This is a genomic window from Geodermatophilus sp. SYSU D00766, assembly GCF_054049915.1.
Map to the genome: position 1 here is coordinate 58,889 of NZ_JBJGYI010000008.1, position 23,994 is coordinate 82,882.

Here is a 23,994-nt window from a genome sequence, read left to right on the forward strand (position 1 = left end):
CGGGTGGAGAGGAGGGGCTGGTGCGTTGGACCCGCAGCATCCGGGCCCTTCGGCGGTGACCGCCGCGGCACCCTGCTCCCTAGCGTCGACCTGCCCACCGCACCGCGGTGGAGGACGGGGGGAGCGGGCCGTGAGGACGAGACTGCGCCGGCTGCCGGGGCTGGTCGCCGCCCTGGCCGCGGCGGTCGCCGCGACGGGGCTCGTGCGACGCCCTTCGGGGGACCCGGTCGCCGTGACGACGACGCGCGGGCACACCGCGGAGCTGGCCGGCAGCGGGCTCTACGCGCACGACACCGTGTTCACCGCCGCCGGGAACACCGCCGTCGACGCCGTCGTGCTGGCGTTCGGCGTGCCCCTGGTCATCACCTCGTGGCTGCAGCACCGCGCCGGGTCCCCGCGCGGGTCGCTGCTGCTCACCGGCACCCTCGGGTACCTGCTCTACGTCTACGCGAACTACGCGTTGGGGGTCGCCTACAACCCCCTCTTCCTGGCCTACGTGACGCTGGTGGCCACCGGGCTCGCCGGCTTCCTCACCGCCCTCGCCGGCACCGACCGGGCCGTCCTCCGCGTCGTCGCCGCGGACCCCGCGGTGCCGCACCGGGCGCTGTCGCGGTTCCTCCTGACCTCGGCGGCGGTGACCGCCGTGGTGTGGCTGCAGCCGCTGCTGGCCGCGCTGCGCACCGGCGGGACGCCCGAGCTCCTCGACGTCTACACGACGCCGGTGACCTCCGCCCTCGACCTCGCCGTCGTCGCGCCGGCCGCGGCGCTGGCCGGGCTCCTGGTCCGCCGCGGTGACCCGCGGGGCCACCTGCTCGCCGTCCCCCTGCTGGTCCTGCTCGTGCTGCTGCTGCCCACCATCGCGCTGAGCACCGTGCTGCAGGCCGTCGCCGGGATCTCGTTCACCGTCCCCCAGGTGGTCGGCCCGATCGCGGGCTTCGGCGTCCTGGGCGCCGTCGGTCTCCGGCTGCTCACCCGCCTGCTGCGCGCCGTCCCGGCGGTGCCCGGTCCCGTCCCGCCGAGCGAGGTCCCCGATGAGCACGTCCACGTCTGACCGCCCGCGCACGCCGGCTCGGCCGCCGCGCGCCTTCACCCGCCGCCTCGCCGCCGAGCGCCTGCCGGACGGTCCGGCGGGGGACCCGGTGACCGGGGCCGACCTGGCCGGCCTGCCGCCGGCCGCGGTCGGCTACCTGGAGGCCATGGGCGTCGTCGGCCGCCCGCGGACCCGGTCGCTGCGCGCCCACTGGCACGGCCGCTTCCGCCGCCGCACCGACGGGCCGTGGATGCCGTGCGACGCGTGGCAGGTCAACACCGCCGAGGAGGTGGCCCGCCTGTACCGGATGCGGCTGCTGGTCGGCCGCGTGGTGCCCATGTGGGGCTGGGACACCTACCGGCACGGCACCGGGCGGATGCTCGGCAAGGCCCTCGGCCTGGTCACCGTGGCCGACGGGTCGGGCCCGGAGTTCGACAGCGGCGAGCTGGTGACCTGGCTGGACGACGCGGTGCTGCTGGCCCCGGCCATGCTGCTGCACCCCCGCACCCGCTGGGCGGACCTCGGGGAGGACCGCTTCGGGGTGTCGGTGACCGACGCCGGGCGCACCGTCGGCGCGGTGGTGTCGCTCGACGTTGACGGCCGGCCCACCGACCTCCGCACCGAGGACCGTTGGGCCGACCTGCCCGGCGGGCCGGTGCGGACGCCGTGGAGCACCCCGGTGCGCGGGTGGGACGTCGTCGACGGGCGGCCGCGCCCGGTGGCCGGCGCCGCCGTCTGGCACCTGCCCGACGGCGACGTCACCTACGGCGAGATGACGCTGGTCGGCCTCGACCTCGACGTCCCCCCGGGGCGGTGAGGACCGTGCTGCGCGGGCTGCTGTCCGCCGGCGCCGCTGCGGCCGGCCTGGAGCTCCTGCACCGCCGGCGTCACTGGGGCGCCACCCCGGCCGAGGTCGCCCGGGTCCTGCCGGGCGACGACCTCGTCCCGGAGCCGGCCGCGCAGACGACGCTCGGGGTGACCGTGGCCGCGCCCCCCGAGGAGGTGTGGGCGTGGCTGGTCCAGATGGGCGCCGACCGCGGCGGCATGTACAGCCACGACTGGCTGGAGAACCTGATCGGCCTGCACATCCACACCACCGACGAGGTCCGCGAGGAGTGGCAGCACCTCGCCGTCGGCGACCGGGTGGTCGTCGTCCCGGCGGGCTGGGGGCCGCTGCCCGACGGCTACGCCTTCCGGGTCGCCCTGGTCGACCCGCCGCGGACGCTGGTGCTGCGCCAGGCACCACCTGAGCACCCCTGGGACGGCGTGTGGACCTTCGCCGTCGTCCCGGCCGGCGAGGGGCGCTGCCGCCTGCTGTCGCGGTCGCGCACCGCCGTCGACGCCCGGCTGGGTGCGCGGCTGGCCGGCCGGCTCGGGGAGCCGGTCACCGGGGTGATGACCCGGCGGATGCTGCACGGCATCCGCGAGCGCGCCGAGCGCCGCGCCGGCCGGGCAGCGCCCGCGGGTGCAGCCGGGCCCGCCGGTGCAGCACCGCGATGAGCACCAGCAGCGGCACGTGGACAGCCGGCAGGGAGCGGGCGAACCACCGGGGCAGGTAGAGGTCGGTGACCGACCCGCTGGCGGCCCCGGCCGCCTCGGCCAGCCCGGTGAGCGGGCAGCGGAAGCCGTTGCCGGCGAAGACCAGACACTCCCCCGTCACGACGGCGGCGGCCACCGCGGCCCGCCGGTCGCTGCGGCCGGTGAGGCCCGACCACAGCAGCCACCCGACGCAGGACTCGACGACGAACCAGGCGGCGGTGTGCACACCGCGGACGACGGCGAGCCGGCGTGGCCGCAGCGACGGCGGGAAGCGGCGGCGGTGTTCTGCCTCGGCCCGCTCGCGGACGCCGCGCAGCATGCGCCGCATCATCGGGAAGTCCCCGAACTCCATCAGCAGGACGCCGGTGAGCGCCCCCGGGCGAGACCGGTCGTAGCGGGCGCGCAGCCGGGTCACCACGCGGGTGCGGCCGCCCTCCAGCGGGACGAGCCGCCAGGCCCACGTGCTCGTCGGCGTCCGCCACAGCATCTCGCGCGGCGGGTCGAGGGACTCGACGACGAACGCCGTCGACTCGTCCGGGGTCGGCGCCATCGGCAGCCAGGTCCCGACGTGCACGTCCTGCAGCTCCGGGACCACTCGCCGCGCGCTGGGGCGACCGAGGTGGTCGAGCAGGTCGTCGGCGTACCAGCCCGCGCGCAGGCACCCGACCTGCACCAGCCAGGGCCACACCTCCTCCGGCGGTGCCTGGACGGTGATCGCCCGGGTGCAGCGGTACTGCGCCCGCGGCTCCCGGTCGTCCCCGGGCATGGGTGCGGCGGCCTCCGCCGGCGTGGCGCCCCAGTGGCGGTGCCAGGGGCGCAGCAGCGGCGCGGTGAGGAAGCGCGGCAGGTCGGCGACGACGTCGCGCACCTCCCGGGCCAGGTCGGCGGCGGTGGGCCCGGGCGGCAGCAGGGCGGTCATGCGCCCAGCGTCGACCGCGGCGCCCCGCCAGGGCAGGGGCCGTCGTCGCCCCCGCCGGTGCCGATGGACCCCGCCCCGGCCGGAGGACGAAGGTCCCCGACGACGGGGACGTCGGCCCGCGTCCCGCCGTCCGCGGACGGCGCAGTCTCGGTGCAGGCCCGGCGGGTGCCCGGGCCGGAGCGGAGGGGCGACGGTGACGACGGAGCAGACGACGGGTCACCCCACGGACCACCCGACGCGGCCCGGTCGGGTGGTCGTCGGCGTGGACGGCTCGCCGGGGGCGCGGACGGCCCTGGGCTGGGCGCTGGCCACCGCGGCCCGGTCCGGCGCACCGCTGGAGGTCGTCAGCGCCTACCCGGTCGACTTCTACTGGGCCGACCCCTACCTGCTCGACACCCAGCGGCTCGACGCCATCCGGGCCGACACCGAGCAGCGGGTCCGCGACTTCCTCGCCGAGGTCCGCCGGGACCCGGCCGTGGCCGCCGTCCCCGGGACCGCGGAGGTCGAGGCCGACGTCGTCGTCGCCGGTGGCGCCCCGCTGGACCACCTGGTGGCCCGGGCGGAGGGCGCCGACCTGCTCGTCGTGGGCAGCCGCGGTCGCGGTGGGGTGCGCAGCACCCTGCTGGGCTCGGTCGCGCTGCACTGCGTGGCCCACGCGCCCTGCGCCGTCGTCGTGGTGCACCCCGGCGCGGTCGAGCCGCCGCCGCGGGTGGTGGTCGGGGTGGAGGACTCGCCGGTGTCGCGCGCCGCGCTGCGCCGGGCGGCGGAGGAGGCTCACGGGCTGGGCGCGACGCTCGAGGTGGTGGCGGCCTACCGGCCGGAGGCCTACTGGAGCGACCTGTACGCGATCACCGCGCCGCCGGCGTCGGAGACCGAGGAGCACGCCCGCACCCGGGCCGCCGCGATCGTCGCGGAGGTGCTCGGCGAGGGGGCGCAGGCCGACGTCCGCGTCGTCCGCGGTGCGGCGGGGGAGGCGCTCGTCGAGCGGGCCGACGGCGCCGCGCTGCTCGTCGTCGGCAGCCGCAGCCGCAGCCGGGTCCTGGGGATGGTCCTGGGCTCGGTGGCGCTGCACTGCGCCGTCAACGCGCCCGGCCCGGTGCTGGTGGTGCACCCCGACGCGGCGGGGTCGGCCGCCGCGGACGCGGCACCGGCGGCGGCCGCGGCTCCGGCCGGCTGAGCCGCTACGCCGCGACCGCCCCGTCCTCCGCGGGCCGCTCCTGCCGCTCCAGCAGCAGCCCGGCCACGGCCGGCGCCCAGGTGGTGAGCGTCCGGGTGACGAGGACGGCGGCGCAGGCGGCGGCCGGGTCCGCCCCGAGGACGGCGAGCAGGAGCACCAGCAACGCCTCCGGCGCCCCGGGCAGTCCCGCCGGGGGCAGCGCCATCCACAGCAGGCGCAGGACGGCGTAGCCGCAGGCGACCACCAGCAGCGGGACACCGCCGCGGACGGCCTGCACCGCGCAGGACAGCACGGCGGCCTCCACGGCGGTCGCGAGGACCGCCCAGCCCAGCAGCGCCGCCCGGTCCCGGCGCGACGCCGGCGGCTGCCGCCACGACGGGGCGGTGGTGGCCTCACCGCTGCGGCGGGCCGCCAGCCGGCCGGCGGACACCAGCAGCCAGGCGACCAGGCCGGCGGCGAGCACGGGCAGCAGCCCGTCCGGGACGCGCCACCGCGGGACGGTGCCCTCGACGACGGCCAGGACGGCGGTGGCGACGGCGACCGCGGCCGCGCCGGCCAGCCCGGCGAGCGCGGTGCGGACCGTCGCGGCCTGGGCGGCCGCCGGCACGAGGCCGGCCCGCTCCAGCAGCCGGGCGCGGCTGTGCCGCTCGCCCTCGCGCCCGCGCAGCAGCCCCACGCTGCGGGCGACCAGGGTCACGACCAGCGCCCGGCCGACGGACACCCGCCGGTCGGCGGCGTACCGGACGGCGGTGGCGCGGGCGAGGGCGGAGGCCGCGGCGAGCAGCACCGCCCCGCCGATCCACCGCCAGCCCTCGGGGCCGATGCTGCCCGCGGCGGCGCCGGGTCCGGCCACCAGCACCGGGGCCGCGACGGCCACCGCGCAGCCGGCCAGCACGAGGGCCCGCGCGACGGGCCCGGCCGGCGGGAACGCCGGGCGCCCGGGATCGGGCAGGCCCAGGCGGGCGTGCGCGGCGGCCAGCACCGCGGTCAGCCGCGCCGGGTCGGCGTGCAGCCGCCGCCGGGTCTCCGACGACAGCGCCAGCGGGGTCAGCGAGGGCAGCGCCGCCGCGACCGCGGCGTCGCCGAGGACGTCGGCCGCCGTCGCCACGGTCACCGCGGGATCGGGCGGGGCGCCGGGCGCGGCGGCCAGCGACGCCAGCAGCTCGGCGACGTCGACGGCGGTCTCGTCGTCGTCGGCGCCGGTGCGGGCGTTGCCGAAGTCGACCAGCCACGGCCGGCCCGCCGGGTCGACCAGCACGCTGGCGGCCACCAGGTCGCGGTGGGCGACCCGGGCGGCGTGCATCCGGGCGACCTCGCTCCACACCTCGCGCAGCAGGCCCGGCGTCAGCTCGCCCGGGCCGAGCTCGTCGAGCGGGCGGCCGTCGACGAACTCCTGCACGACGACGGCGTCGCCGTCCCCGCCGCGGGCCAGCAGCACCGCCGGCACCCGCACGCCGCGCCGCTCGGCGGTCAGCGCGGCCACCGCCTCGTGCTCGGCCTGGTAGCCGAGCGGGGCGAGGGCGTCGGCGTCCTTGACGTCGCCGGCGGCGAACACCCGCCACATCCGGTGCAGCCGGTCCCGCTCGTGCCGGTCGGGCTCGAGGTACTTGACGTAGAGCCGGTGGCCGTCGCCGTCGACCGCCTGGAACGGCTGCGAGCTGCGGGCGCGCACGGGGGCGGCGACCACCTCGGTGACCGGCAGCCCGAAGCGCCGCAGCAGCGCCTCCACCCGGGCCGGGGGGACCTCCCGCGCCGGCACGCCGAACACCCAGTGCACCAGCGACCCGATCGCCCAGCCCAGGGCGATGCCGCCCACGACGTCCAGGGGCAGGTGGGCGCCGACGTACACGCGGGCGACCGCGACGCTCCACGCCAGCGTCCAGGCGACGCGGCGTCCCCGGCGGGTGAGGTACGGGGCGGCCGCGGTGGCCAGGGCCGCGGCGACCGCCGAGTGCCCGGAGACGAACCCGGCACCGCCGATCGGGCCCTCGTGCAGCACCGCCCCGACCGGCAGGCCGGCCGGCCGCTCGCGGCCGACGAGCGCCTTGACCAGGTCGGCCGCGACGTAGGCGGTCAGCCCCGACACCAGCAGGTCGCGGGCCGCGCGGTAGTGGCGTCCCAGCGCGGCCACCAGCGCCAGCGTCGGGACCGCGAGGACGTTGCCGAGCTGCATGACCAGCCAGACGACCGGCAGGACCCCGGCGGGCAGGTCGTTGACCAGCCGGAACAGGTCCCGCTCGAACAGCGACAGCCGGCCCTGCTGGGCGACGAGGACCCCGGCGCCGAGGACGACCAGCCCGAGGGCCACGCGGACGAGGTCGGTGGACATCCGTTCCGGTGCCCGGGGCCCGGGACCGGCCGGGGGACCGGTGGTGGGCGAGGCCCGTCCCTCCGGGACGGTGCGGCTGGTCACCGCGCCAGTCCAGCGGCCCCCCGGGGCAGCGGGCAGGGTCCTCCGACCCTGTCGCCGGTGCCAGCGGGCCCCGGGACGCGGCCCGCCCCCGGCGCCACGCTGGGCCGGTGACTCGCGGAGGGCCGGCCGCCGCCGTGCAGGGGCCGCACCCGCCGGCCCCGCCCGCCCGCGGAGCCGGCGCCTCCCCGACCGCGGCGGGCGGCCTGACGTCGGCCCAGGTGGCCGAGCGGGTGGCGGCCGGGCGGGTCAACGCGGTCACGACCCGGACCAGCCGGACCGTCGGGCAGATCGTCCGGGCCAACGTGCTCACGTTCTTCAACGGCCTGCTGGCCGTGCTGTGGGTGACCATGGTGCTGGCCGGGCGGTGGCAGAACGCGCTCTTCGGCGGGGTGGTCGTCGTCAACGCCGTCGTGGGGATCGTGCAGGAGCTGCGCGCCAAGCGGACCCTCGACCGGCTGGCGGTCCTGCAGACGCCGCGCGCCCGGCCGGTGCGCGACGGCGCCGAGCGCGAGGTCCCGGTCGCCGAGGTCGTGCTCGACGACCTGCTGGTGCTGCGCGCCGGCGACCAGGTGCCCGTCGACGGCGTCGTGCGCGCCACCCGAGGGCTGGCCGTCGACGAGTCGCTGCTCACCGGCGAGGCCGACGCGGTGGCCAAGGAGGCCGGCGACCCGGTGCTGTCCGGCTCGATCGTGGTGGCCGGCAGCGGGCGGGTGCAGGCCACCGCCGTCGGTGACGACGGCTACGCCGCCCGGCTCGCCGCGCAGGCGCGGGTGTTCACCCGCACGCACTCGGAGCTGGTCGCCGGGACCACCCGGCTGCTGCGCTGGATCGCGGTGGTGCTGCTGGTGGTCGGCCCGGCGGTGCTGTGGAGCCAGTTCCGGTCCCCGGAGAACGACGGCTGGCGGGACGCGGTCACCGGCACCGTCGGGGCGCTGGTCGGGATGGTCCCCGAGGGCCTGGTGCTGCTCACCACGCTGGCGTTCCTCCTCGGTGCCGCGGGCCTGGCGCGGCGGCAGACGCTGGTGCAGGAGCTGCCCGCCGTCGAGGGGCTGGCCCGCGTCGACGTCGTCTGCCTGGACAAGACCGGCACGCTGACCCACGGCGACGTCGGCTTCGACCGGCTCGAGCGGCTGCGCGGGGACCCCGGGGCCGACGGGGCGCTGGCGCTGCTCGCCGCCGCCGACGCGGGCAACGCGACCGCCCGGGCGCTGGCGGCGGCCTTCCCCGACCCGGGCGGGCAGGAGGCGGCCGGCGCCGTCCCCTTCGACTCCGCGCGCAAGTGGTCGGCCGTGCGCACCGCCGCCGGCAGCACCTGGGTGCTCGGCGCGCCGGAGCTGGTGCTGCCGGCCCCGGCCGGGCCGGCCGACGCCGCGGCCCGCGACCGCGCCGACGTGTTGGCCGCCGAGGGGCGCCGGGTGCTGCTGCTGGCCTGCTCCCCGGCGCCGTGGACGACGGAGGCGGGCGCCCCGCGGCTGCCGGCCGGGCTGGTGCCCGTGGCGCTCGTGCTGCTGGCCGAGCGGGTCCGCGAGGACGCCGCCGAGGTGCTGCGCTTCTTCACCGGGCAGGGCGTGGCGCTGAAGGTGCTCTCCGGGGACAACCCGCGCACCGTCGGCGCCGTCGCGGCCGCGGTGGGCCTGCCCGGCGTGTCGGGCGCGGCCGACGCCGTCGACGCCCGGACGCTGCCCGAGGACCCCGACGCGCTGGCCGGCGTGCTGGAGTCGGCGTCGGTCGTCGGCCGGGTGACCCCGCAGCAGAAGCGGGCCGTGGTGCGGGCGCTGCAGCGCCGCGGGCACGTGGTGGCGATGACCGGCGACGGCGTCAACGACGCCCTGGCGCTCAAGGACGCCGACGTCGGCGTCGCGATGGGCAACGGCTCCCCGGCGACCCGCGCGGTGGCCCAGCTCGTACTGCTCGACGGCCGCTTCGCCGCGCTGCCGCACGCCGTGGCCGAGGGCCGGCGGGTCATCGCCAACATCGAGCGGGCGGCCAACCTGTTCCTGGTCAAGAACGTCTACAGCCTGGTGCTGGCGCTGGTCACCGTCGTGACGCTGACGGCCTACCCGCTGGCGCCGGTGCAGCTGACGCTGGTCTCCGCGGTCACCATCGGCGTCCCCGGCTTCGTGCTGGCGCTCGCCCCGGGCGGGCGCCGCTACCGGCCGGGCTTCCTGCGCCGGGTGCTGGCCTTCTCCGTGCCCGTCGGCGTGGTCACCGGCGGGGTCTCCTACGCCGCCTACGCCCTGACCCGGGCGCTGCAGCCCGGCGGGGGGGTGCCCGCGGCGCGGACGGCGGCGCTGCTCGCGGTGGTCGTGACGGCGCTGTGGACGGTGCTGGTGCTGGCCCGGCCGCTGACCGCGGGGCGGGTGGCCCTGGTGGCCGCGATGGCCGGGGTGGTCGTCGTCGTGCTCGCCGTCCCGGTGCTCCGGGAGGACGTCCTGCTGCTGGCGGTCTCGCCGCCGGTGGTGCTGGCCGGCACCCTGTCGGGCGTCGTCGGCCTGGTGCTGGTGGAGGTCGTCGCCCGGCTGCCGGCGACCCGCCCCGGGGGTCCTTAGGTCACGGCCGGTCCCCGGCGCGGCGGGGCGCGGGGACGCGGGCCGGCCCGGTCCGGGGGCGCGGCGGTGCCGGCGCGGCGCGGGTCGCCTCGCGGCGCGGCGGGGGCACCGCCCAGGCCTGGCGCCGGGTGCGGACGACCGCCGTCCAGCACAGGGCCGCCGGGGACGCGGCGACCACGGCGAGCGCCGTCGCCGCGGCGGGCGGGGGCGCCGACCAGGCCGTCGCGGTCGCCGCCGCGGCGGCCAGCGCCAGGCACCCGGAGACGGCGAACGCGGCCGGGCCGGCCCACCGAGCCCCCCGCAGCAGGCCGACGGCGGTGGCCGCGGCGGGCAGCAGCAGGGCGGGGTCCCGGCCGGCGACGGACGCGGCGCCGGCGAGCAGCAGCAGGACGCCGATCACGCGGCGGCTGGGCCGGTCGAACACCGCCGTCCCCGGGGGCACCGCCCGCCAGGAGCCGAGCGCCACGGCGGCGCAGAGCACGAGCACCGCCACGGACAGCGGCAGGGGGACGCGGTCGTCCCACGGCACGCCGGCGACCAGGTACCCGGCGACCAGGTACCCGGCGCCCAGCGAGGTGCCGAGCGCCAGCAGCGGCCCGGCCGGGGAGCCGCGGCGCACCATCGCCGCGGCCAGCAGCGCCAGCGGGACGACGGCGGCCGACGCGACGACGTCGGCGCCCCCGAGGCGGGAGACCGGGCCCAGGACGACGGGGGCCGCCACCGCGACCGCGAGGACGGCGATCGCCGGGGCGAGCCGGCGGGCGGTGGCGGCGTCGACCCGCCGGGAGCCGCCGGCGCCGCGCAGCGGAGCCCGGGTCACGGGGTGCCGACCCGGGGTGGACAGCGGTGCACGTGTCGACCGTGCCGTCGCGGACGGGGAGCGGGCAGGGCCGGAGGGCCCCTTCCCGGGACCTTCGGCCCCGGGCGCGCGGGCCGGTCGGCCACCTAGCCTCGGGGCGGACCGCCGGGGGACGGCGGCGGGTGCCGGGAACGGCAGACGGGGAGGGAACGGGTGCCGGACGACACGCAGCAGGCCCCCATCCGGGTGTTCCTGCTCGACGACCACGAGCTGGTGCGCCGCGGGGTGGCCGACGTCCTCGGGGGCGACCCGGGCATCACCGTCGTCGGGGAGGCGAAGAACGCCGCGGAGGCGCTGGCCCGGGTGCCGGCCCTGCGCCCCGACGTCGCCGTGCTCGACGTCCGGCTGCCCGACGGCGACGGCGTGAGCGTCTGCCGGGAGCTGCGCAGCCGGCTGCCCGACCTGCGCGTGGTCATGCTGACCAGCTACAGCGACGACGAGGCGCTGTTCGAGGCGATCATGGCCGGGGCGTCGGGCTACCTGCTCAAGCAGATCCTCGGCGCCGACCTGGTCGGCGCGGTCCGCACCGTCGCCGCCGGCGGCTCGCTGCTCGACCCCGCGGCCACCACCGCCGTCCTGGAGCGGATGCGCCGCGCCGCGGAGCCCGAGGGGCCGCTGGCCCGGCTCAGCGACCAGGAGCGCACGGTGCTGCGGCTGATCGGCGAGGGGCTGACCAACCGGCAGATCGGCGAGCGGATGTTCCTGGCCGAGAAGACGGTCAAGAACTACGTGTCCCACCTGCTGGCCAAGCTGGGGCTCGAGCGGCGCACCCAGGCCGCGGTGCTGGCCACCGAGCTGCGCGCGGGCGCGCCCCGCCGGGACTGACGGCCCCGCCGGGGACCGGGCGCCCTCAGCTCGGCGGCGCCCACCAGCGCAGCCGCGTGCCGCCGTCGGGGAGCGCGCCGACCTCCAGCCCGCCGCCGCGGCGGCCGGCCCGCTCGGCCAGGTTGCGCAGCCCGCTGCGGGCGGCCCGGGCGTCGATGCCCCGGCCGTCGTCGACCACCTCGAGCACCACCTCGTCGCCGACGTCGAGGGTGACCGTCACGTGCCGGGCTCCCGCGTGGCGGGCGGCGTTGCTCACCGCCTCCCGCGCCACCGCGACGACGTCGGTGGCGAGGTCCCCGGTGACCAGCGCGTCGACCGCACCCGACGTGCGCACGGTGGACTCCAGGTCCCCGGCGGTGGCGGCGACGGTCTCCAGGACCCGCCGGCGCAGGCCGTCCCCGGCGGCGTCGGCGGTGTGCAGGTCGAAGATGCTCGTGCGGATGTCGCGGACGGTCTCGTCGAGCTGGACGACGACGTCGCGGATGCGGCGCTGTGCCTGCGGGTCTCCGATGCGCGGCAGCACCGACTGCAGGCCCAGGCCGGCGGCGAAGACCCGCTGGATGACGTGGTCGTGCAGGTCGCGGGCGATGCGGTCGCGGTCCTCGTAGACGTCGAGCTGCCGGGCCAGGCGCTGCTGGGCGGCGAGGTCGAGGGCGACCGCCGTCTGGTCGGCGAAGGCCTCGACGAGCGCGGCCACCGACGGGTCGAACGCCGGGGCGCCGGCGCGCCGCGCGGCGACCACCACCGCCGGCTCGGCCTGGGTCGACCGCAGCGGCACCGCCAGGCACGGCCCCCAGGCCACGTGCGCGTTCGGGCCGTCGTAGGCCAGGCCGCTCATGTCCAGCGTCGCGACGCCCGCGGACCGCGACACCGCGTCGAGGACGGGGTTCTCCTCCGTCCCCAGCCGCCGGCCGGTGAGGTCCTCCAGCCCGTCGCCGACCTGCACCTGCACGTCGTAGCAGCCCTCGTCGTCCGGCCCGACGACGATCCAGGCGGCCTCGGCGCCGGTGAGGGTGCCCACCCGCTCGGCGATCAGCCGCAGCGCCCGCCCGGCGGAGCCGGGGTCGAGCAGCGCCGCCCGCACGTCGGACAGCGCGGTGGCCCAGCGGCGCCGCTCCTCGGCCTCCTCGTAGAGCCGGGCGTTGTCCACGGCGACGCCCGCGGCGCCCGCCAGGGCGGTGAGGACCGCCTCGTCCTCGGCGGTGAACTCCCCGTGCGACTTCTCGGTCATGTAGAGGTTGCCGAACACCGTGCCGCGCACGAGCACCGGCACGCCCAGGAAGGTCCGCATCTCCGGGTGCCCGGGCGGGAAGCCCACCGAGGCCGGGTGGGCGCCCAGGTCGCGGATCCGCAGCGGGTAGGGCTCGGTGATCAGCTGCCCGAGCACGCCCTTGCCCTCGGGCAGCGAGCCCATGGCGGCGGCCCGGTCGGCGTCGATGCCGACGTGGATGAACGCCGCGAGACCGCCCTGCGGGGCGAGCACCCCGAGCGCGCCGTAGCGGGCGTCGACGAGGTCGCAGGCGGTCTCGACGATCCGCCGCAGCGTCGTCTCCAGGTCCAGCCCCGAGGAGACGGCGAGGAAGGCGTCGAGCAGCTGCTGCACGCGGGCCTGGTTGCGGGCCACGGCGGCCAGCCGGTCCTGGACCTCGTCGATGAGCTCGGTGAGGCGCATCCCCGCGAGCGAGGACTCGGGAGCCGGTTCGGGCGGGCGGGTGGTGTGGGTGGGGCTCATCGGGGCTCCTGCTCCCGGGCGGTGGTCCGTCCGCCCGAGCCTGGCACGGCGCCGTCCGCCGGAGTAGGGGCCCGGGGATCCGGAACGGGCCGCGGGCGGATCACCCACCCCGGCGCCGCCCGGTGGGAGCCGCGACGGGCAGGGTCCGCCAGCCGCGCACCACGGTGGCCTCCAGCACCACGTACCCGTGGCCGTCCCCGGGCACCGGGTCCGGGAGCTCCCCGGCGGCGTCCCACGCGCCGACGGCGGCCGGGTCGGTCACGGTGCGGGCGGGACCGACGACCGAGACCGCCCAGCCGTGCTCGCCGTCGAACTGGTCCACGCACAGGACCACGACGCCGCCGCGGCGGGGGAGCAGGTGGTCGTCCCCGGGGCGCACGGGGAGGGCGACCCGGTCGCCGTCGACGAGGTAGCGGACGGGCGCCACGGCGGGCAGGGCGTCGCGGGTGAACGCGAGGTGACCGACGCGGGCACCGGCGACCAGCCGCCGGCACTCGTCGTCGCTCAGGTCCTGCCGGTGGCCGGCCACGCCCCACCCCTCGTCCGCGCCCGGTCGGGCGCCCGCGCGCCCACGGTGGCAGGGCGGCCGCCGGCGCGGTCAGGGACCTCCGTCCCGGATCCGTGGGCCAGGTGACCTGCCCGGCCGGCCGGGTCCGCGTGGGAGGGTCGGGACGACGACGGGGACGGCCGGGAGGGGGCGCGCGGTGGAGAGCACCAGCATCGTGGTCGGGGTGGACGGCTCCGCCTGCGCGCGGGAGGCACTGGCGTGGGCCGGGCGGCTGGCCGCGCGGGCCGGCCTGCCGCTCACCGTGGTGCGGGCGTGGAGCATCCCGACCGCGCCCCGGCCGGCCACCTGGGAGCCGGGGTACGTGCCGCCGATGGCCGACTACGAGCGCGCGGTCGAGCAGGCCCTGGCCGACGACGTCGCCGCGGCCGGCCTGCCCGCGGACCTCGCGGTGAGCTGCCGCGCGGTGCACGCCGCGCCGGCCGAGGCGGTGGTGGCGGCGTCGGCCGGCGCGGAGATGCTGGTGGTCGGGGTCCGCGGGTGGGGCGGCGCGATGGGCCGGCTGGGGTCGCTGGCGCAGGCCGTGCTGCGCGAGGCCCGCTGCCCGGTCACCGTGGTGCGGTCGGGCACCACCCCGCGTGCCGGGGACGCCGGGCAGCCGCCGGGCTGACGGGGCCGCTGCACCGCGCGGCTCAGGCGGGGGTCGCGGGCTCCCGCCGCGCCCCGGACCCCTCGGTGGCCAGGACGCCGGCGATCTCGCGGGCCCACGCGCGCACGGCGTCCCAGTCCCGAAAGTCGCCCACGGGCGCGCGCATCGCGGTCACCACCGCCCGCTCCTCGAACCGCAGCCGGGCCGGGTCCAGCCGGCCGGGGAACACCCGGGTCCCGCGCACCGGGAGGAGCGCGGTGAGCGTGCCGACGTCGTAGGGCTCGTCCGTGGGGAACGGCGGTGCGCCGATCGGCCCGCTGGAGAACAGCCACACCGGCCGGTGCCGCAGGTCGGCCACGTGCCGGACGGCGAGGTCGTGGGCGGGGGCGAGCCAGCGGCCGGCGTAGACGGCGCTGCCGAGCACCACGGCGTCCCAGGCCGCCGGGTGGGGGGACGACCCCGCCGGCACCGCGGCGGCGCTGAGCCCCGCCTCGCGGCCGGCCGGGCAGGCGGCGACCTCCGCGGCGAGCACGGCGGCGATCTCCGCCGTCGAGCCGTGCCGGCTGGCGGCGGTCACCAGGACGCGGCGGCCGGTCACCGCGCGCCCCCGGTGCCGGGGCCCGCGGCGGTCCGCGCGGCGCCGGCCGGCAGCACGCGCACGGCGACGACGCCGCCCACCGTCCGGGCCAGCGCGGTCAGCGCACCCTCCTCGGTCCCCTCCGGGCCCGGCGGCTCGCCGCGCAGCCGCCGGACCTCCGCCACGCCGTCGCGGACGTCGACGTCCCAGGCGTCGGGCTCGCCGGTGTAGGCCTCGACCAGGCGCAGCAGCTCCGACCGGACGTCGTCGTCCGGGCGCACCAGCGTGGACAGCAGGTCGCGGCGGCTGACGATGCCGGCCAGCCGCCCGCCGTCGGTCACCGGGACGCTGCGCAGGCCCCGGTCGACGAAGAGCCGGGCGACGTCGGCGACGTCGGCGGTGACGTCGCCCGACCGCACCCGGCGGGTCATCACGTCCCGCACCAGCCCGGGCGGCGGCTCGGCGGCCTCGGGGCCGTCGCGGCGCAGGTGCAGCCGCGGGTCGGCGGGCAGCCGGTCGCGCAGCACGTCGGCCTCGGCGACGACGCCGACGACCCGGTCGTCGTCCTCGACCACCGGCAGGGCGGCGAAGCCCCGCGCGGCCATCACCTCCGCGGCGTACCGCACCGCGGTGTGCGGGCCCACCGTGACCACGTCGCGCGTCATGACGTCCCGAACCTGCACGGCTCCTCCTCCGGTCGCTGTCCCGGACGCTAGGAGAGCGGGCGGGCCGGCCCCAGGGTCGGCGGGCGCCGCCGCAGGGGACCGAGGTCCCGGGACCGCGGGTCCCTGGTCCCCGGTCGGCCGGGCCCGGCGCCGGGCATCGTCGGAGGTGCCGCCCGGCGCCGGCCCGGGCCCGAGGTGAGGACCCGCGATGGACAGCTCCCCCCAGCAGCCCACCGGTGACGGCCCGCCCGTCGTCGTCGGCGTCGACGGGTCGCCGGCGGCCCGGGCCGCCCTCGGGGCGGCCCTCGTCGCCGCCGCGGACCGCTCCGCCGGTCTGGTGGTGCTCAGCAGCTACGCCGGTGACCTGTACTGGCTCGGCCGCGCCGGCGGGGTGGCCCCCGTCGTCGAGGACGTCGCCGGCGCCACCCGGCGGCTGGCCGGGGACCTGGTCGCGGCCGTCCGCGCGGAGGTCCGGGGAGCGGCCGGCGTCCCCGTGACCGTCGAGGTCGTCCCGGACCCGCCCGCGACGGCGCTGGTGGCCCTCTCGGAGGAGGCGCAGCTGGTGGTCGTGGGCAGCCGCGGCCGGGGCGCGGTGCGCAGCGTCCTGCTCGGCTCGGTGGCCCTGCACACGGTCACCCACGCCCGCTGCCCGGTCCTGGTCGTGCACCCCCGCCCGGCCGCGCCGGACGGCCCGCCGCGGGTGGTCGTCGGCTTCGACGGCTCGGCCGCGTCGCAGGCCGCCCTGTCCGCCGCGGTGGAGGAGGCCGCCCGCACCGGCGCGCAGGTCGACGTCGTGGCCACCTACCTGCTCACCGACACCTGGGTGGACCTGTCCACCGTCGTGCCGCCGACGCGCGAGCAGGTGCACGACGACCTGCGCGCGCGGGCGGAGGAGGCCGTGGACGCCGTCCTCGGCGAGCGGCCCGTGGACGCGCCGGTGCCCCGGGTCGACGTCGAGGTGCTGGAGGGCGGCGCGTCCGAGGTGCTCGTCGCCCGCGCCCGGGACGCCGCGCTGCTCGTCGTCGCCAGCCGCGGGCACGGCGCGGTGCGCGGCCTGCTCGTCGGGTCGGTGGCCCTGCACTGCGCGATGCACGCGGCCTGCCCGGTCCTGGTCGTCCCCGTGGCGCGCCGGGCCGAGCCCGCCGCGGCCCCCGCCCCCGCGGGCGTCGGCGCCGCACCCGCGCGGGCCTGAGCGGGGCCGGTGCGCGCCTGGGTGGTGGGCATCCCGGCGCCGGCCGACGCGGGGCCGCTGCGCCGGGTCGAGCGGGAGCTGCCCGAGCCGGGGGCGGGGCAGGTCCGGGTCGCGGTGACCTGCTGCGGGGTGTGCCGCACCGACCTGCACCTCGCCGAGGGTGATCTCCCGCCCCGGCGCCCGGGTGTCGTCCCCGGGCACGAGGTGGTCGGCCGGGTCGACGCCGTCGGCGCCGGCGCGACCCGCTTCGCCGTCGGCGAGCGGGTCGGCGTGCCGTGGCTGGGCCGCACCGACGGCACCTGCCGGTTCTGCCGCCGCGGGGACGAGAACCTCTGCACCGACCCGCGGTTCACCGGGTGGGACCTCGACGGCGGCTACGCCGACGCCTGCCTGGTCGACGAGCGCTTCGCCCACCGGCTGCCCGGCGGCCTCGACGACGAGCAGGCCGCGCCGCTGCTGTGCGCCGGGATCATCGGCTACCGGGCGCTGCGCTGCGCCGAGGTCCCGCCCGGCGGCCGGCTGGGGATCTACGGCTTCGGCGGCAGCGCGCACCTCACCGCACAGCTCGCCCTGGCGCAGGGGCTGCGGGTGCACGTGCTCACCCGCGGTGCCGCGAACCGCCGCCTGGCGCAGGCGCTGGGGGTGGACTCGGTCGGCGGGGCCGGCGACGCCCCGCCCGAGCCGCTGGACGGCGCGGTGCTGTTCGCACCGGCGGGCGAGCTGGTGCCCGGCGCGCTGCGGGCGCTGGACCGGGGCGGCACCCTCGCCGTCGCGGGGATCTGGCTGTCGGACGTGCGGGGCCTGTCCTACGCCGACGAGCTGTTCCAGGAGCGGCGGCTGCGCAGCGTCACGGCCAACACCCGGCGCGACGCCGAGGAGTTCCTCGCCCTCGCCGGCCGGCTGGGCGTGCGGGCCACGACCACCGCCTACCCCCTCGACGACGCCCCGCGCGCCCTGGCCGACCTCGCGCACGGCCGCTTCGCCGGCGCCGCCGTCCTGCACGCCTGAGCAGGTACGGGACCGAGGTCCCGGTCGGCGGGACCCTCGCCCCCTGCCGCGGGGACGTCCGGGCGGAGAACGTGGGACTGGACAGCCGCACCCCAGGAGGACCCCGACATGACCGTGCCCGACGCCCCCGGTGAGCACCCGCGACGGGAGATGTCCGAGGACGAGAAGCTCGTCGCGCAGTGGGAGGCCCGGCACGACGTCGCCGCCCGCGGCCACCGGCTCGACCCGCAGGCCGTGCAGGACTACCTGAGCCACGCCCGCGCCGCCGAGCGCGGGCGCGGGCGCGGCTCCGGGCACGGCGCGACCCGGGCGGCGGGTCGGTCGGCGGAGCCGGCGGCCTCGACGCAGCCGGCGGCGCCGCGGCGCAGCTGGTGGCGGCGGCTGCTCGGCCGGTCCTGACCCCCGGGCCCGGTTCCGGCCGCGCCGGTCAGCGCAGCCGGAACCGGGCCGCCCACACCGGCTCGACCTCGGCCCACTCCCGTTCCCAGCGGCGGGCCCGCGCGCGGTCGAGCAGCGCGCCGACGGCGGCGTGCAGCGTGACGGCGGCCGCGCCGATCAGCAGGGCGGTCACGGCGCCGGCGACGCCGGCGGTCACCCGCACCCCGGCCGCGGACAGCGGCGCGCCGGTGCGGCGGCCGTCGGCGTCGACCCAGATCCGCACGGTGTCCCCGGCGCGGGCTCCCGCCGGGGCGCGCACCTCGTCCTCGCGGGTGCTGCCGTCGGGCTCGGTCCACGACGCGAGGGCGACCGCCTCGGTCCCGGTCAGCGCCCGCCCGTCCTCCAGCAGCACGGCGGGGACCTCCGAGCGCTGCTCCCGCTGGCTGCGCGCCTCGGCGGCGGCGTCGGCCCCCACGGTGGTCGCCACGGCCAGTCCCACCGGCACCGCGAGCACGGCCAGCAGGGTGCACAGCACCAGGCACAGCAGCTCCAGCCGGTCGTCGGGGCGGGCGGCCGGACCCGCGCCGCGCCGCAGCCGGGCCCGGACCGCACCCTGGCGCGCGGTCACCGCCACGTCGTCCCCCCGCGCCCGTCGTCGGCGACGACCTCCGCGGGCCGTCCGCCGGGCGGAGGGCAGGGTGCCGGGGCGCGGCCGACGCGCAGCACCGACTGGGGGTGGGCGTCCCAGGTGAGCGCCGAGCGCAGCTGGGTGCGGGTGACCGGCACCTCGACGGCGTGCGGGAGGGGACCGGCGACCCGGCCGCGGGCGGTGAGCTCCAGCAGCACCCGTTCGACGGCCTCCCCGCAGCGCAGCCAGGCGAGCGGGTCGTCGCGGTGGGTGGCCAGCAGCAGCAGCGTCCGGGCGGTGACCGGGCCGGTCCCGGCCGGCAGCTGCCCGGAGGCGGTGCCCTGGACGCGGGCGGCCTGGTCGGTCAGGCGCGCGAGCAGCTGCACGTGGTCCGCGCGGGTGACCGGCACCAGGACGGTGTCCTCGGCCGCGGCCGCCGCGACCAGGACCCGCAGCACGGCCTCCGGGAGGACGTCGGGACCCGAGCGCCGGCCGTCGGTGCGCCGCCGGCGGACGGCGGGGGCGAGGGCGGCCAGCGCGGCGTCCGGCGGCCCGTCGACCGGGCGCACCACGGCCAGCAGCGCCGGCTCGGCGGGGTCGGGCAGCCGGTCGACGCGCACGGCGGTGCCGGCGGCGGCCAGGGCGACGCGGGCGTCGAGCAGGGCCGCGCCGATGCTCTGTGTCAGGGCGCGGGGGGTGGGGCCAGGGGCGGTCGGCGGCCCGGTGCGGCCTGCGAGGAACTCCAGCCGGTCGGCGTGCAGCCGGGTCCGCCAGGGCCGGGGATCGGGCACCGACCGCGCCTGCACGGCGTCGGCGGCCGCCTCGAGCACCGGCAGGGACCGGACCCGGACGGGCCGCCCCGGCGCGGGGGCGGGGACGGCGGTGCGGCGGGCCATGGCGCGACTCCTCGGGACGGTGCCTGTCCCGAGCCTCGTGCGCGCGAGGGGCTCCGCACCGGGGCCCGCGGTCACCGGGGGCAGCGACCAACGTCCCGGGTGGCGGCCCCTTTGGTCGGTGTCCGGGGGACCTCGGGGTCGCGAGGCTCGGGTCGGCCGCCTGCACCGGGGAGACGCTCCGGGCCGTCGCGGCGGCCGAGGAGGTGTGCCGTGAGCGAGCACGTGTCTCCGACGGCCCCGCCGGGGAGCCGTCCGCCGTACCCGGTCCGCGTCGACGGGCTGCTGGACGCGCGGCTGTCGCGCGGGCTCTGGCTGGTCAAGTGGCTGCTGCTGGTGCCGCACTACGTGGTGCTGGCGTTCCTGTGGGTGGCGGTCTGCGTCGTCACCGTCGTCGCGTTCTTCGCGATCCTGCTCACCGGGCGCTACCCGCGCCCGCTGTTCGACTTCACCGTCGGTGTGCTGCGCTGGAGCTGGCGGGTGCAGCACTACGGCTACATGGCGCTGGGCACCGACCGGTACCCGCCGTTCACCCTCGCCGACGTCCCCGGCTCCCCGGCGCACCTCGACGTCCCCTACCCGCAGCGGCTCTCCCGCGGGCTGGTGCTCGTCAAGTGGTGGCTGCTGGCGCTGCCGCACTACCTCGTGCTGGCGGTGTTCGTCGGGGGCGGCGTGTGGCTGGGCACCGGCTCCTGGGACGGGGACGGCGTCTGGGACGACGGCTGGGGCTTCGGCGGCCTGGTGGCCCTGCTGGTGTTCGTCGCCGGCGTCGTCCTGCTGTTCCGCGGGCGCTACCCCGTGCCGATCTACGACTTCGTGCTCGGCATGGACCGCTGGGCGTGGCGGGTGATGGCCTACAGCCTGCTGCTGACCGACGCCTACCCGCCGTTCCGGCTGGACCTGGGCGGCACGGACCCCGGGTCGGTGCCCGTGGCGCCCCCGCCCGTCGGTCCGTCCCCGGCCGGCGCCCCGGTGACGCCGGTCGCCTCCCCGCCCGGGTCCGCCGCGCCGGTCACCGCCGCGCCGCCGAGCCGGTGGACGGCGGGACGGGTCACCTCGGTGGTCGTCGGGTCCGTGCTGGTGTTCGCCGCGGCCGGCCCCCTGGTCGCCGGCGGCACCCTGCTGTGGGCCGACCGGGTCGAGCGCGACGCCGACGGCGTGCTGCTCGCGCCCGCGGCGTCGGTGGACACCGACCGCAACGCGGTGACGACCGACGGCATGGTGTTCGACGGCGACGGCCTGGAGTGGGTGGTCGACGAGCTGCTCGGGACGGCGCGCGTGGAGGTCACGCCCGCCGACCCGGGCGACGAGCTGTTCGTCGGGGTGGCCCCGACCGCCGACGTCGAGCGGTACCTGCGCGGCGTGGGTCACGCGACCGTGCAGGACCTGGACACCGGGTGGGGGATCTGGGACGACGACCGGACCTGGGTGACCGACGACGTGGCCGGCGGCGCGCCCGCCGTCCCGCCGACCGAGGCCGGCATCTGGACCGTCGAGGCCAGCGGCACCGGCACCCAGGTGGTCGACTGGCGTCCCGACCGGGGCGACTGGACGGTCGTGGTCATGCGCGCCGACGGCGGCGCCGGGGTGGCGGCCGACGTCCGGGCCGGGGCGACGCTGCCCGGGCTCACCTGGTTCTCCGTCGGGCTGCTCGGGGCCGGCGCGGTGCTGCTGCTGGTCGGCGGGCTGCTGATCGGGCTGGCCGTGCACGGGGCGCGGCCGCTGCCGCCGTCCGGGCCGGTCCCCGCGACCGGCCGGCCGGTGGTGCCGAGCCCACGGGGCACCGAGACCGACCTGCCGGTGACCGGGCGGTCGGGGACCTGACCGCGCACGACGACGCCCCCGCCGCGACCGCGGTGGGGGCGTCGTCGCGGAGCTACCGGCCGGGGGCGGCGGAGGCGAGCCGCTGCGCCAGGCCGCCACCCCACGCGCGGGCGCGGTCCTCCTCGCCGTCGGCCAGGGGCCCGGTCTTGTCGGCGACCTCGAAGTGCTCGGCGGGTGCCACCAGCTCGGCGCCCAGCCGGCCGAGCAGCTTCTCCTCCGTGCGCGAGGCGTGGTCCATCCGCGTCAGCAGCCCGTGCCCGCCGGCGCGGGTGTCGAAGGCGGCCGCGCGCAGGCCGCGCCCGGGTGCCCGGACCGCCTCCAGCCACTCGCGCAGCCCGGTGCCGGTGTCGGGGACGACCGCGCCGTGGTCGGTGACCGCACTGTCGCGGGTCCTCGGGCTCGGCATGCCGAAGGCGTGGTTGGGGCCGCCCACGACGAGCAGTGCCACCTCGGGGCCGAGCTCCGCCGGAGCGTCGGCCGCGGCCACCACGTCGGCCGGCAGCGACTCCGCCAGGCCCGCCGCGACCGCCTGCGCGATCGTCCGGGCGTCGCCGAACAGGGACTCGTAGACCACCAGTGCACGTGCCACGGGAGCTCCTCCCTCGGACCTCGGGTTCCTCGACGGCGCCGACGCTAGGCAGGGCGGAGGCCTCCCGGCACGGGCAGAGGGCCCGCGCGGCCAGGACCGAGGTCGCGCACCGCGGGCGTGGCAGGGTGCCGGTGTGCTGCCGGCGACGATCGCGACGACGGACTACCACACGGGCGGCGAGCCCTTCCGGATCGTGGTCGACCCGCCGGTGCCGATCCCGGGGACGACGGTGGCCGACCGGCGGGCGCGGGCGATCACGGACCCCGACGTCCAGGCGCTGCGGGCGGTGCTGTGCTCCGAGCCGCGCGGGCACGCCGACATGTACGGCGGCTTCCTCGTGCCGCCCGACGACGACGGCGCCGACCTCGGCGTGCTGTTCTGGCACAAGGACGGGTTCTCCACCGCCTGCGGCCACGGGACGATCGCGCTCGGCGTGTGGGCGGTCGAGTCCGGCCGGGTGGCGGCACCGGACACCGGCAGCGTCGACGTGGTCGTCGACGTGCCCTCGGGCCGGGTGACCGCGCGGGTGCACCGCGAGGACGGGCGGGTGGTCGCCGTCGACTTCGTCAACGTGCCCAGCTGGGTGGTCGCCACCGGCGTGCCGGTCACCACCTCCCGGGGCGAGGTGACCGTGACGGTGGCCTACGGCGGGGCCACCTACGCGACGCTGCCGGCCGCGCAGCTGGGCCTGTCGGTCACCCCGGAGCACCTCGGCGAGCTCATCGCCCTCGGCCGGGAGGTCAAGTGGGCACTCGACGGCTCCGCGCACGCCCGCCACCCGGACGACCCGCGGCTCGACGGCGTCTACGGCACCATCTGGTTCGACGAGCTCGGCGACGCCGACGGCGAGGTGCGGCAGCGCAACGTGGCGGTCTTCGCCGACGGGGAGGTCGACCGCTCCCCGTGCGGCTCGGGCACCTCCGCCCGGCTCGCGGTGCTCGACGCCGAGGGCCGGCTGCCCGCGGGCACGGTGCTCCGGCACGGGTCGATCGTGGGCAGCACGTTCACCGGGGCGGTGCTCGAGCGCCTCGACGTCGGCGGGCGCCCCGCCGTCGTCCCCCGGGTCACCGGCACCGCCCACCGCACCGGCGAGCACCTGTTCTCGATCGACCCGCACGACCCGCTGGTCCCCGGGTTCGTGCTGCGGTGAGGGTCCTCGACGCCGACGACGTGGCGGCCCTCGGCCCCGCCGCCGCGGTACGGGCGGTCACCGACGCGCTGCGCGGCGGCCTGGACCCCGCCGCCGACCCGCCGCGCGTGCCGGTCGGCCTGACCCGCGGCCAGTTCCTGATCATGCCGTCGGAGGTGGGCGCGGCGGCCGGCGTGAAGGTGGTGACCGTCGCCCCGGGCAACCCCGCCCGCGGGCTGCCGCGCATCCAGGCCGCCTACCTGCTCGTCGACGCCGAGACGCTCGCCCTGCGCGCGGTGCTCGACGGCACGGCGCTGACCACGCTGCGCACCCCGGCGGTGTCGGTGGCCGCCGTCCTCCCGCGGCTGCCCGACCGCCCGCTGCGGGTCGCGGTGGTCGGCGCCGGACCGCAGGCCGTCGGCCACGTCGCCACGCTGGCCGCCGTCCGCCCGCTGGGGGAGACCACCCACCTCGTGCGCGACCCGTCCCGCACGGCGCTCGACGCCGTGGCGCTCGGGTCACCGCGGGCCGCGGAGGCGCTCGGCACGGCCGACGTCGTCGTCTGCGCGACCTCCGCGCGCGAGCCGCTGTTCGACTCCGCCCTACTGCGCGACGACGCCGTCGTGGTCGCCGTCGGCTCGCACGAGCCCGACGCCCGCGAGCTCGACGCCGCGCTGCTCGGCCGCGCCACCGTGGTCGTGGAGGACGTCGCGACCGCGCTGCGCGAGGCCGGCGACGTCGTGCTGGCCGTCGCCGAGGGGGCGCTGACCCCGGCCGGCCTGGTGCCGCTGCGCGACGTCGTGACCGGCGCGGCGGCGCTACCCGCCGGCCGGCCGCTGGTGGTCAAGACCGTCGGCATGTCCTGGGAGGACCTCGTGGTCGCCACGGCCGTCGCCGAGCGCCACGGCGTCTGA

General features: G+C 79.2%; 23 protein-coding genes. 13 read left to right on the top strand and 10 right to left on the bottom strand.

Annotation, left to right across the window (positions count from 1 at the left end; all coding sequences use genetic code 11):
• Window positions 1-130 precede the first annotated feature (130 nt).
• Genes ACI8AD_RS09060 through ACI8AD_RS09070 form a run of 3 tightly spaced genes read left to right on the top strand, consistent with a single transcriptional unit; the run spans window position 131 to window position 2,530 of the window.
• Entirely contained in the window at window positions 131-1,051 is a 921-nt protein-coding gene (locus ACI8AD_RS09060; protein WP_456870202.1) for a hypothetical protein, read from the top strand.
• Window positions 1,032-1,847 (top strand): DUF6544 family protein, encoded by an 816-nt coding sequence (locus tag ACI8AD_RS09065; RefSeq protein WP_456870203.1) that lies wholly within the window; start codon window positions 1,032-1,034, stop codon window positions 1,845-1,847. Before ACI8AD_RS09060 ends, ACI8AD_RS09065 begins: the two co-directional genes overlap by 20 nt.
• Window positions 1,844-2,530 (top strand): hypothetical protein, encoded by a 687-nt coding sequence (locus tag ACI8AD_RS09070; protein WP_456870204.1) that lies wholly within the window; start codon window positions 1,844-1,846, stop codon window positions 2,528-2,530. The genes ACI8AD_RS09065 and ACI8AD_RS09070 overlap by 4 nt, the downstream gene beginning before the upstream one ends.
• On the opposite strand, the gene ACI8AD_RS09075 is transcribed toward ACI8AD_RS09070, so the two are convergent.
• Window positions 2,415-3,488 (bottom strand): SRPBCC family protein, encoded by a 1,074-nt coding sequence (locus ACI8AD_RS09075; RefSeq protein WP_456870205.1) that lies wholly within the window; start codon window positions 3,486-3,488, stop codon window positions 2,415-2,417. The two genes, ACI8AD_RS09070 and ACI8AD_RS09075, sit on opposite strands and share 116 nt — an antisense overlap.
• Here ACI8AD_RS09075 and ACI8AD_RS09080 point away from each other — a divergent pair.
• A complete protein-coding gene (locus tag ACI8AD_RS09080) occupies window positions 3,487-4,665 on the top strand; it encodes a universal stress protein (RefSeq protein ID WP_456870206.1) in 1,179 nt (392 codons plus the stop codon). The two genes, ACI8AD_RS09075 and ACI8AD_RS09080, sit on opposite strands and share 2 nt — an antisense overlap.
• 4 nt (window positions 4,666-4,669) lie before the next feature.
• On the opposite strand, the gene ACI8AD_RS09085 is transcribed toward ACI8AD_RS09080, so the two are convergent.
• Window positions 4,670-7,078: a phosphatase PAP2 family protein gene (locus ACI8AD_RS09085; protein WP_456870207.1), complete on the bottom strand. Its 2,409-nt coding sequence runs from the start codon at window positions 7,076-7,078 to the stop codon at window positions 4,670-4,672.
• A gap of 107 nt (window positions 7,079-7,185) precedes the next feature.
• Between ACI8AD_RS09085 and ACI8AD_RS09090 the strand changes: the two genes are divergently transcribed.
• Window positions 7,186-9,627, top strand: a complete 2,442-nt coding sequence (locus tag ACI8AD_RS09090; protein WP_456870208.1) for an HAD-IC family P-type ATPase — start codon at window positions 7,186-7,188, stop codon at window positions 9,625-9,627.
• Between the two features lies 1 nt (window position 9,628).
• Here the strand turns inward: ACI8AD_RS09090 and ACI8AD_RS09095 are convergent, their stop codons facing one another.
• Window positions 9,629-10,447, bottom strand: coding sequence for a hypothetical protein (locus ACI8AD_RS09095; protein ID WP_456870209.1), 819 nt, complete (start codon window positions 10,445-10,447; stop codon window positions 9,629-9,631).
• 192 nt (window positions 10,448-10,639) lie between these two features.
• Here ACI8AD_RS09095 and ACI8AD_RS09100 point away from each other — a divergent pair, with 192 nt between their 5' ends.
• Window positions 10,640-11,311 (top strand): response regulator, encoded by a 672-nt coding sequence (locus ACI8AD_RS09100; RefSeq protein WP_456870210.1) that lies wholly within the window; start codon window positions 10,640-10,642, stop codon window positions 11,309-11,311.
• A 25-nt stretch (window positions 11,312-11,336) separates the two neighbouring features.
• On the opposite strand, the gene ACI8AD_RS09105 is transcribed toward ACI8AD_RS09100, so the two are convergent.
• Together ACI8AD_RS09105 and ACI8AD_RS09110 are read right to left on the bottom strand one after the other, a co-directional pair.
• On the bottom strand, window positions 11,337-13,043 hold the full coding sequence (locus ACI8AD_RS09105; RefSeq protein WP_456870211.1) for a GAF domain-containing protein: 1,707 nt from the start codon (window positions 13,041-13,043) through the stop codon (window positions 11,337-11,339).
• A 100-nt stretch (window positions 13,044-13,143) separates the two neighbouring features.
• On the bottom strand, window positions 13,144-13,572 hold the full coding sequence (locus ACI8AD_RS09110; RefSeq protein WP_456870212.1) for a pyridoxamine 5'-phosphate oxidase family protein: 429 nt from the start codon (window positions 13,570-13,572) through the stop codon (window positions 13,144-13,146).
• Between the two features lie 175 nt (window positions 13,573-13,747).
• On the opposite strand from ACI8AD_RS09110, the gene ACI8AD_RS09115 reads away from it, so the two are divergent.
• Window positions 13,748-14,218, top strand: a complete 471-nt coding sequence (locus ACI8AD_RS09115) for a universal stress protein (protein WP_456870213.1) — start codon at window positions 13,748-13,750, stop codon at window positions 14,216-14,218.
• 22 nt (window positions 14,219-14,240) lie between these two features.
• On the opposite strand, the gene ACI8AD_RS09120 is transcribed toward ACI8AD_RS09115, so the two are convergent.
• Window positions 14,241-14,795: a flavodoxin domain-containing protein gene (locus ACI8AD_RS09120; protein WP_456870214.1), complete on the bottom strand. Its 555-nt coding sequence runs from the start codon at window positions 14,793-14,795 to the stop codon at window positions 14,241-14,243.
• Window positions 14,792-15,457: a CBS domain-containing protein gene (locus ACI8AD_RS09125; RefSeq protein WP_456870215.1), complete on the bottom strand. Its 666-nt coding sequence runs from the start codon at window positions 15,455-15,457 to the stop codon at window positions 14,792-14,794. The genes ACI8AD_RS09120 and ACI8AD_RS09125 overlap by 4 nt, the downstream gene beginning before the upstream one ends.
• A gap of 190 nt (window positions 15,458-15,647) precedes the next feature.
• Here ACI8AD_RS09125 and ACI8AD_RS09130 point away from each other — a divergent pair, with 190 nt between their 5' ends.
• From ACI8AD_RS09130 to ACI8AD_RS09140, 3 genes are all read left to right on the top strand, one after another.
• Window positions 15,648-16,631, top strand: a complete 984-nt coding sequence (locus ACI8AD_RS09130) for a universal stress protein (protein ID WP_456870216.1) — start codon at window positions 15,648-15,650, stop codon at window positions 16,629-16,631.
• A 9-nt stretch (window positions 16,632-16,640) separates the two neighbouring features.
• On the top strand, window positions 16,641-17,639 hold the full coding sequence (locus ACI8AD_RS09135; protein ID WP_456870217.1) for a zinc-dependent alcohol dehydrogenase family protein: 999 nt from the start codon (window positions 16,641-16,643) through the stop codon (window positions 17,637-17,639).
• Between the two features lie 108 nt (window positions 17,640-17,747).
• Window positions 17,748-18,038 (top strand): hypothetical protein, encoded by a 291-nt coding sequence (locus ACI8AD_RS09140; RefSeq protein WP_456870218.1) that lies wholly within the window; start codon window positions 17,748-17,750, stop codon window positions 18,036-18,038.
• A gap of 28 nt (window positions 18,039-18,066) precedes the next feature.
• On the opposite strand, the gene ACI8AD_RS09145 is transcribed toward ACI8AD_RS09140, so the two are convergent.
• Window positions 18,067-18,645, bottom strand: coding sequence for an Rv1733c family protein (locus ACI8AD_RS09145; RefSeq protein ID WP_456870219.1), 579 nt, complete (start codon window positions 18,643-18,645; stop codon window positions 18,067-18,069).
• Window positions 18,642-19,541: a hypothetical protein gene (locus tag ACI8AD_RS09150; protein WP_456870220.1), complete on the bottom strand. Its 900-nt coding sequence runs from the start codon at window positions 19,539-19,541 to the stop codon at window positions 18,642-18,644. The genes ACI8AD_RS09145 and ACI8AD_RS09150 overlap by 4 nt, the downstream gene beginning before the upstream one ends.
• Window positions 19,542-19,751: 210 nt before the next feature.
• Between ACI8AD_RS09150 and ACI8AD_RS09155 the strand changes: the two genes are divergently transcribed.
• Window positions 19,752-21,362, top strand: a complete 1,611-nt coding sequence (locus ACI8AD_RS09155; protein ID WP_456870221.1) for a DUF4389 domain-containing protein — start codon at window positions 19,752-19,754, stop codon at window positions 21,360-21,362.
• A 52-nt stretch (window positions 21,363-21,414) separates the two neighbouring features.
• Here the strand turns inward: ACI8AD_RS09155 and ACI8AD_RS09160 are convergent, their stop codons facing one another.
• Window positions 21,415-21,951 (bottom strand): flavodoxin family protein, encoded by a 537-nt coding sequence (locus ACI8AD_RS09160; RefSeq protein WP_456870222.1) that lies wholly within the window; start codon window positions 21,949-21,951, stop codon window positions 21,415-21,417.
• A gap of 133 nt (window positions 21,952-22,084) precedes the next feature.
• Here ACI8AD_RS09160 and ACI8AD_RS09165 point away from each other — a divergent pair, with 133 nt between their 5' ends.
• Together ACI8AD_RS09165 and ACI8AD_RS09170 are read left to right on the top strand one after the other, a co-directional pair.
• Window positions 22,085-23,101: a proline racemase family protein gene (locus tag ACI8AD_RS09165; protein ID WP_456870223.1), complete on the top strand. Its 1,017-nt coding sequence runs from the start codon at window positions 22,085-22,087 to the stop codon at window positions 23,099-23,101.
• Window positions 23,098-23,994 carry an ornithine cyclodeaminase family protein gene (locus tag ACI8AD_RS09170; RefSeq protein ID WP_456870224.1) on the top strand — a complete coding sequence of 299 codons (897 nt, stop codon included), beginning with the start codon at window positions 23,098-23,100 and terminating at the stop codon, window positions 23,992-23,994. Before ACI8AD_RS09165 ends, ACI8AD_RS09170 begins: the two co-directional genes overlap by 4 nt.

Excerpts from the sequence above, each read along its gene's own strand:
- ACI8AD_RS09105 (WP_456870211.1), bottom strand. The coding sequence starts at position 13,043 with ATGAGCCCCACCCACACCACCCGCCCGCCCGAACCGGCTCCCGAGTCC.
- ACI8AD_RS09065 (WP_456870203.1), top strand. The coding sequence starts at position 1,032 with ATGAGCACGTCCACGTCTGACCGCCCGCGCACGCCGGCTCGGCCGCCG.
- ACI8AD_RS09150 (WP_456870220.1), bottom strand. The coding sequence starts at position 19,541 with ATGGCCCGCCGCACCGCCGTCCCCGCCCCCGCGCCGGGGCGGCCCGTC.
- ACI8AD_RS09080 (WP_456870206.1), top strand. The coding sequence starts at position 3,487 with ATGCGCCCAGCGTCGACCGCGGCGCCCCGCCAGGGCAGGGGCCGTCGT.
- ACI8AD_RS09140 (WP_456870218.1), top strand. The coding sequence starts at position 17,748 with ATGACCGTGCCCGACGCCCCCGGTGAGCACCCGCGACGGGAGATGTCC.
- ACI8AD_RS09075 (WP_456870205.1), bottom strand. The coding sequence starts at position 3,488 with ATGACCGCCCTGCTGCCGCCCGGGCCCACCGCCGCCGACCTGGCCCGG.
- ACI8AD_RS09130 (WP_456870216.1), top strand. The coding sequence starts at position 15,648 with ATGGACAGCTCCCCCCAGCAGCCCACCGGTGACGGCCCGCCCGTCGTC.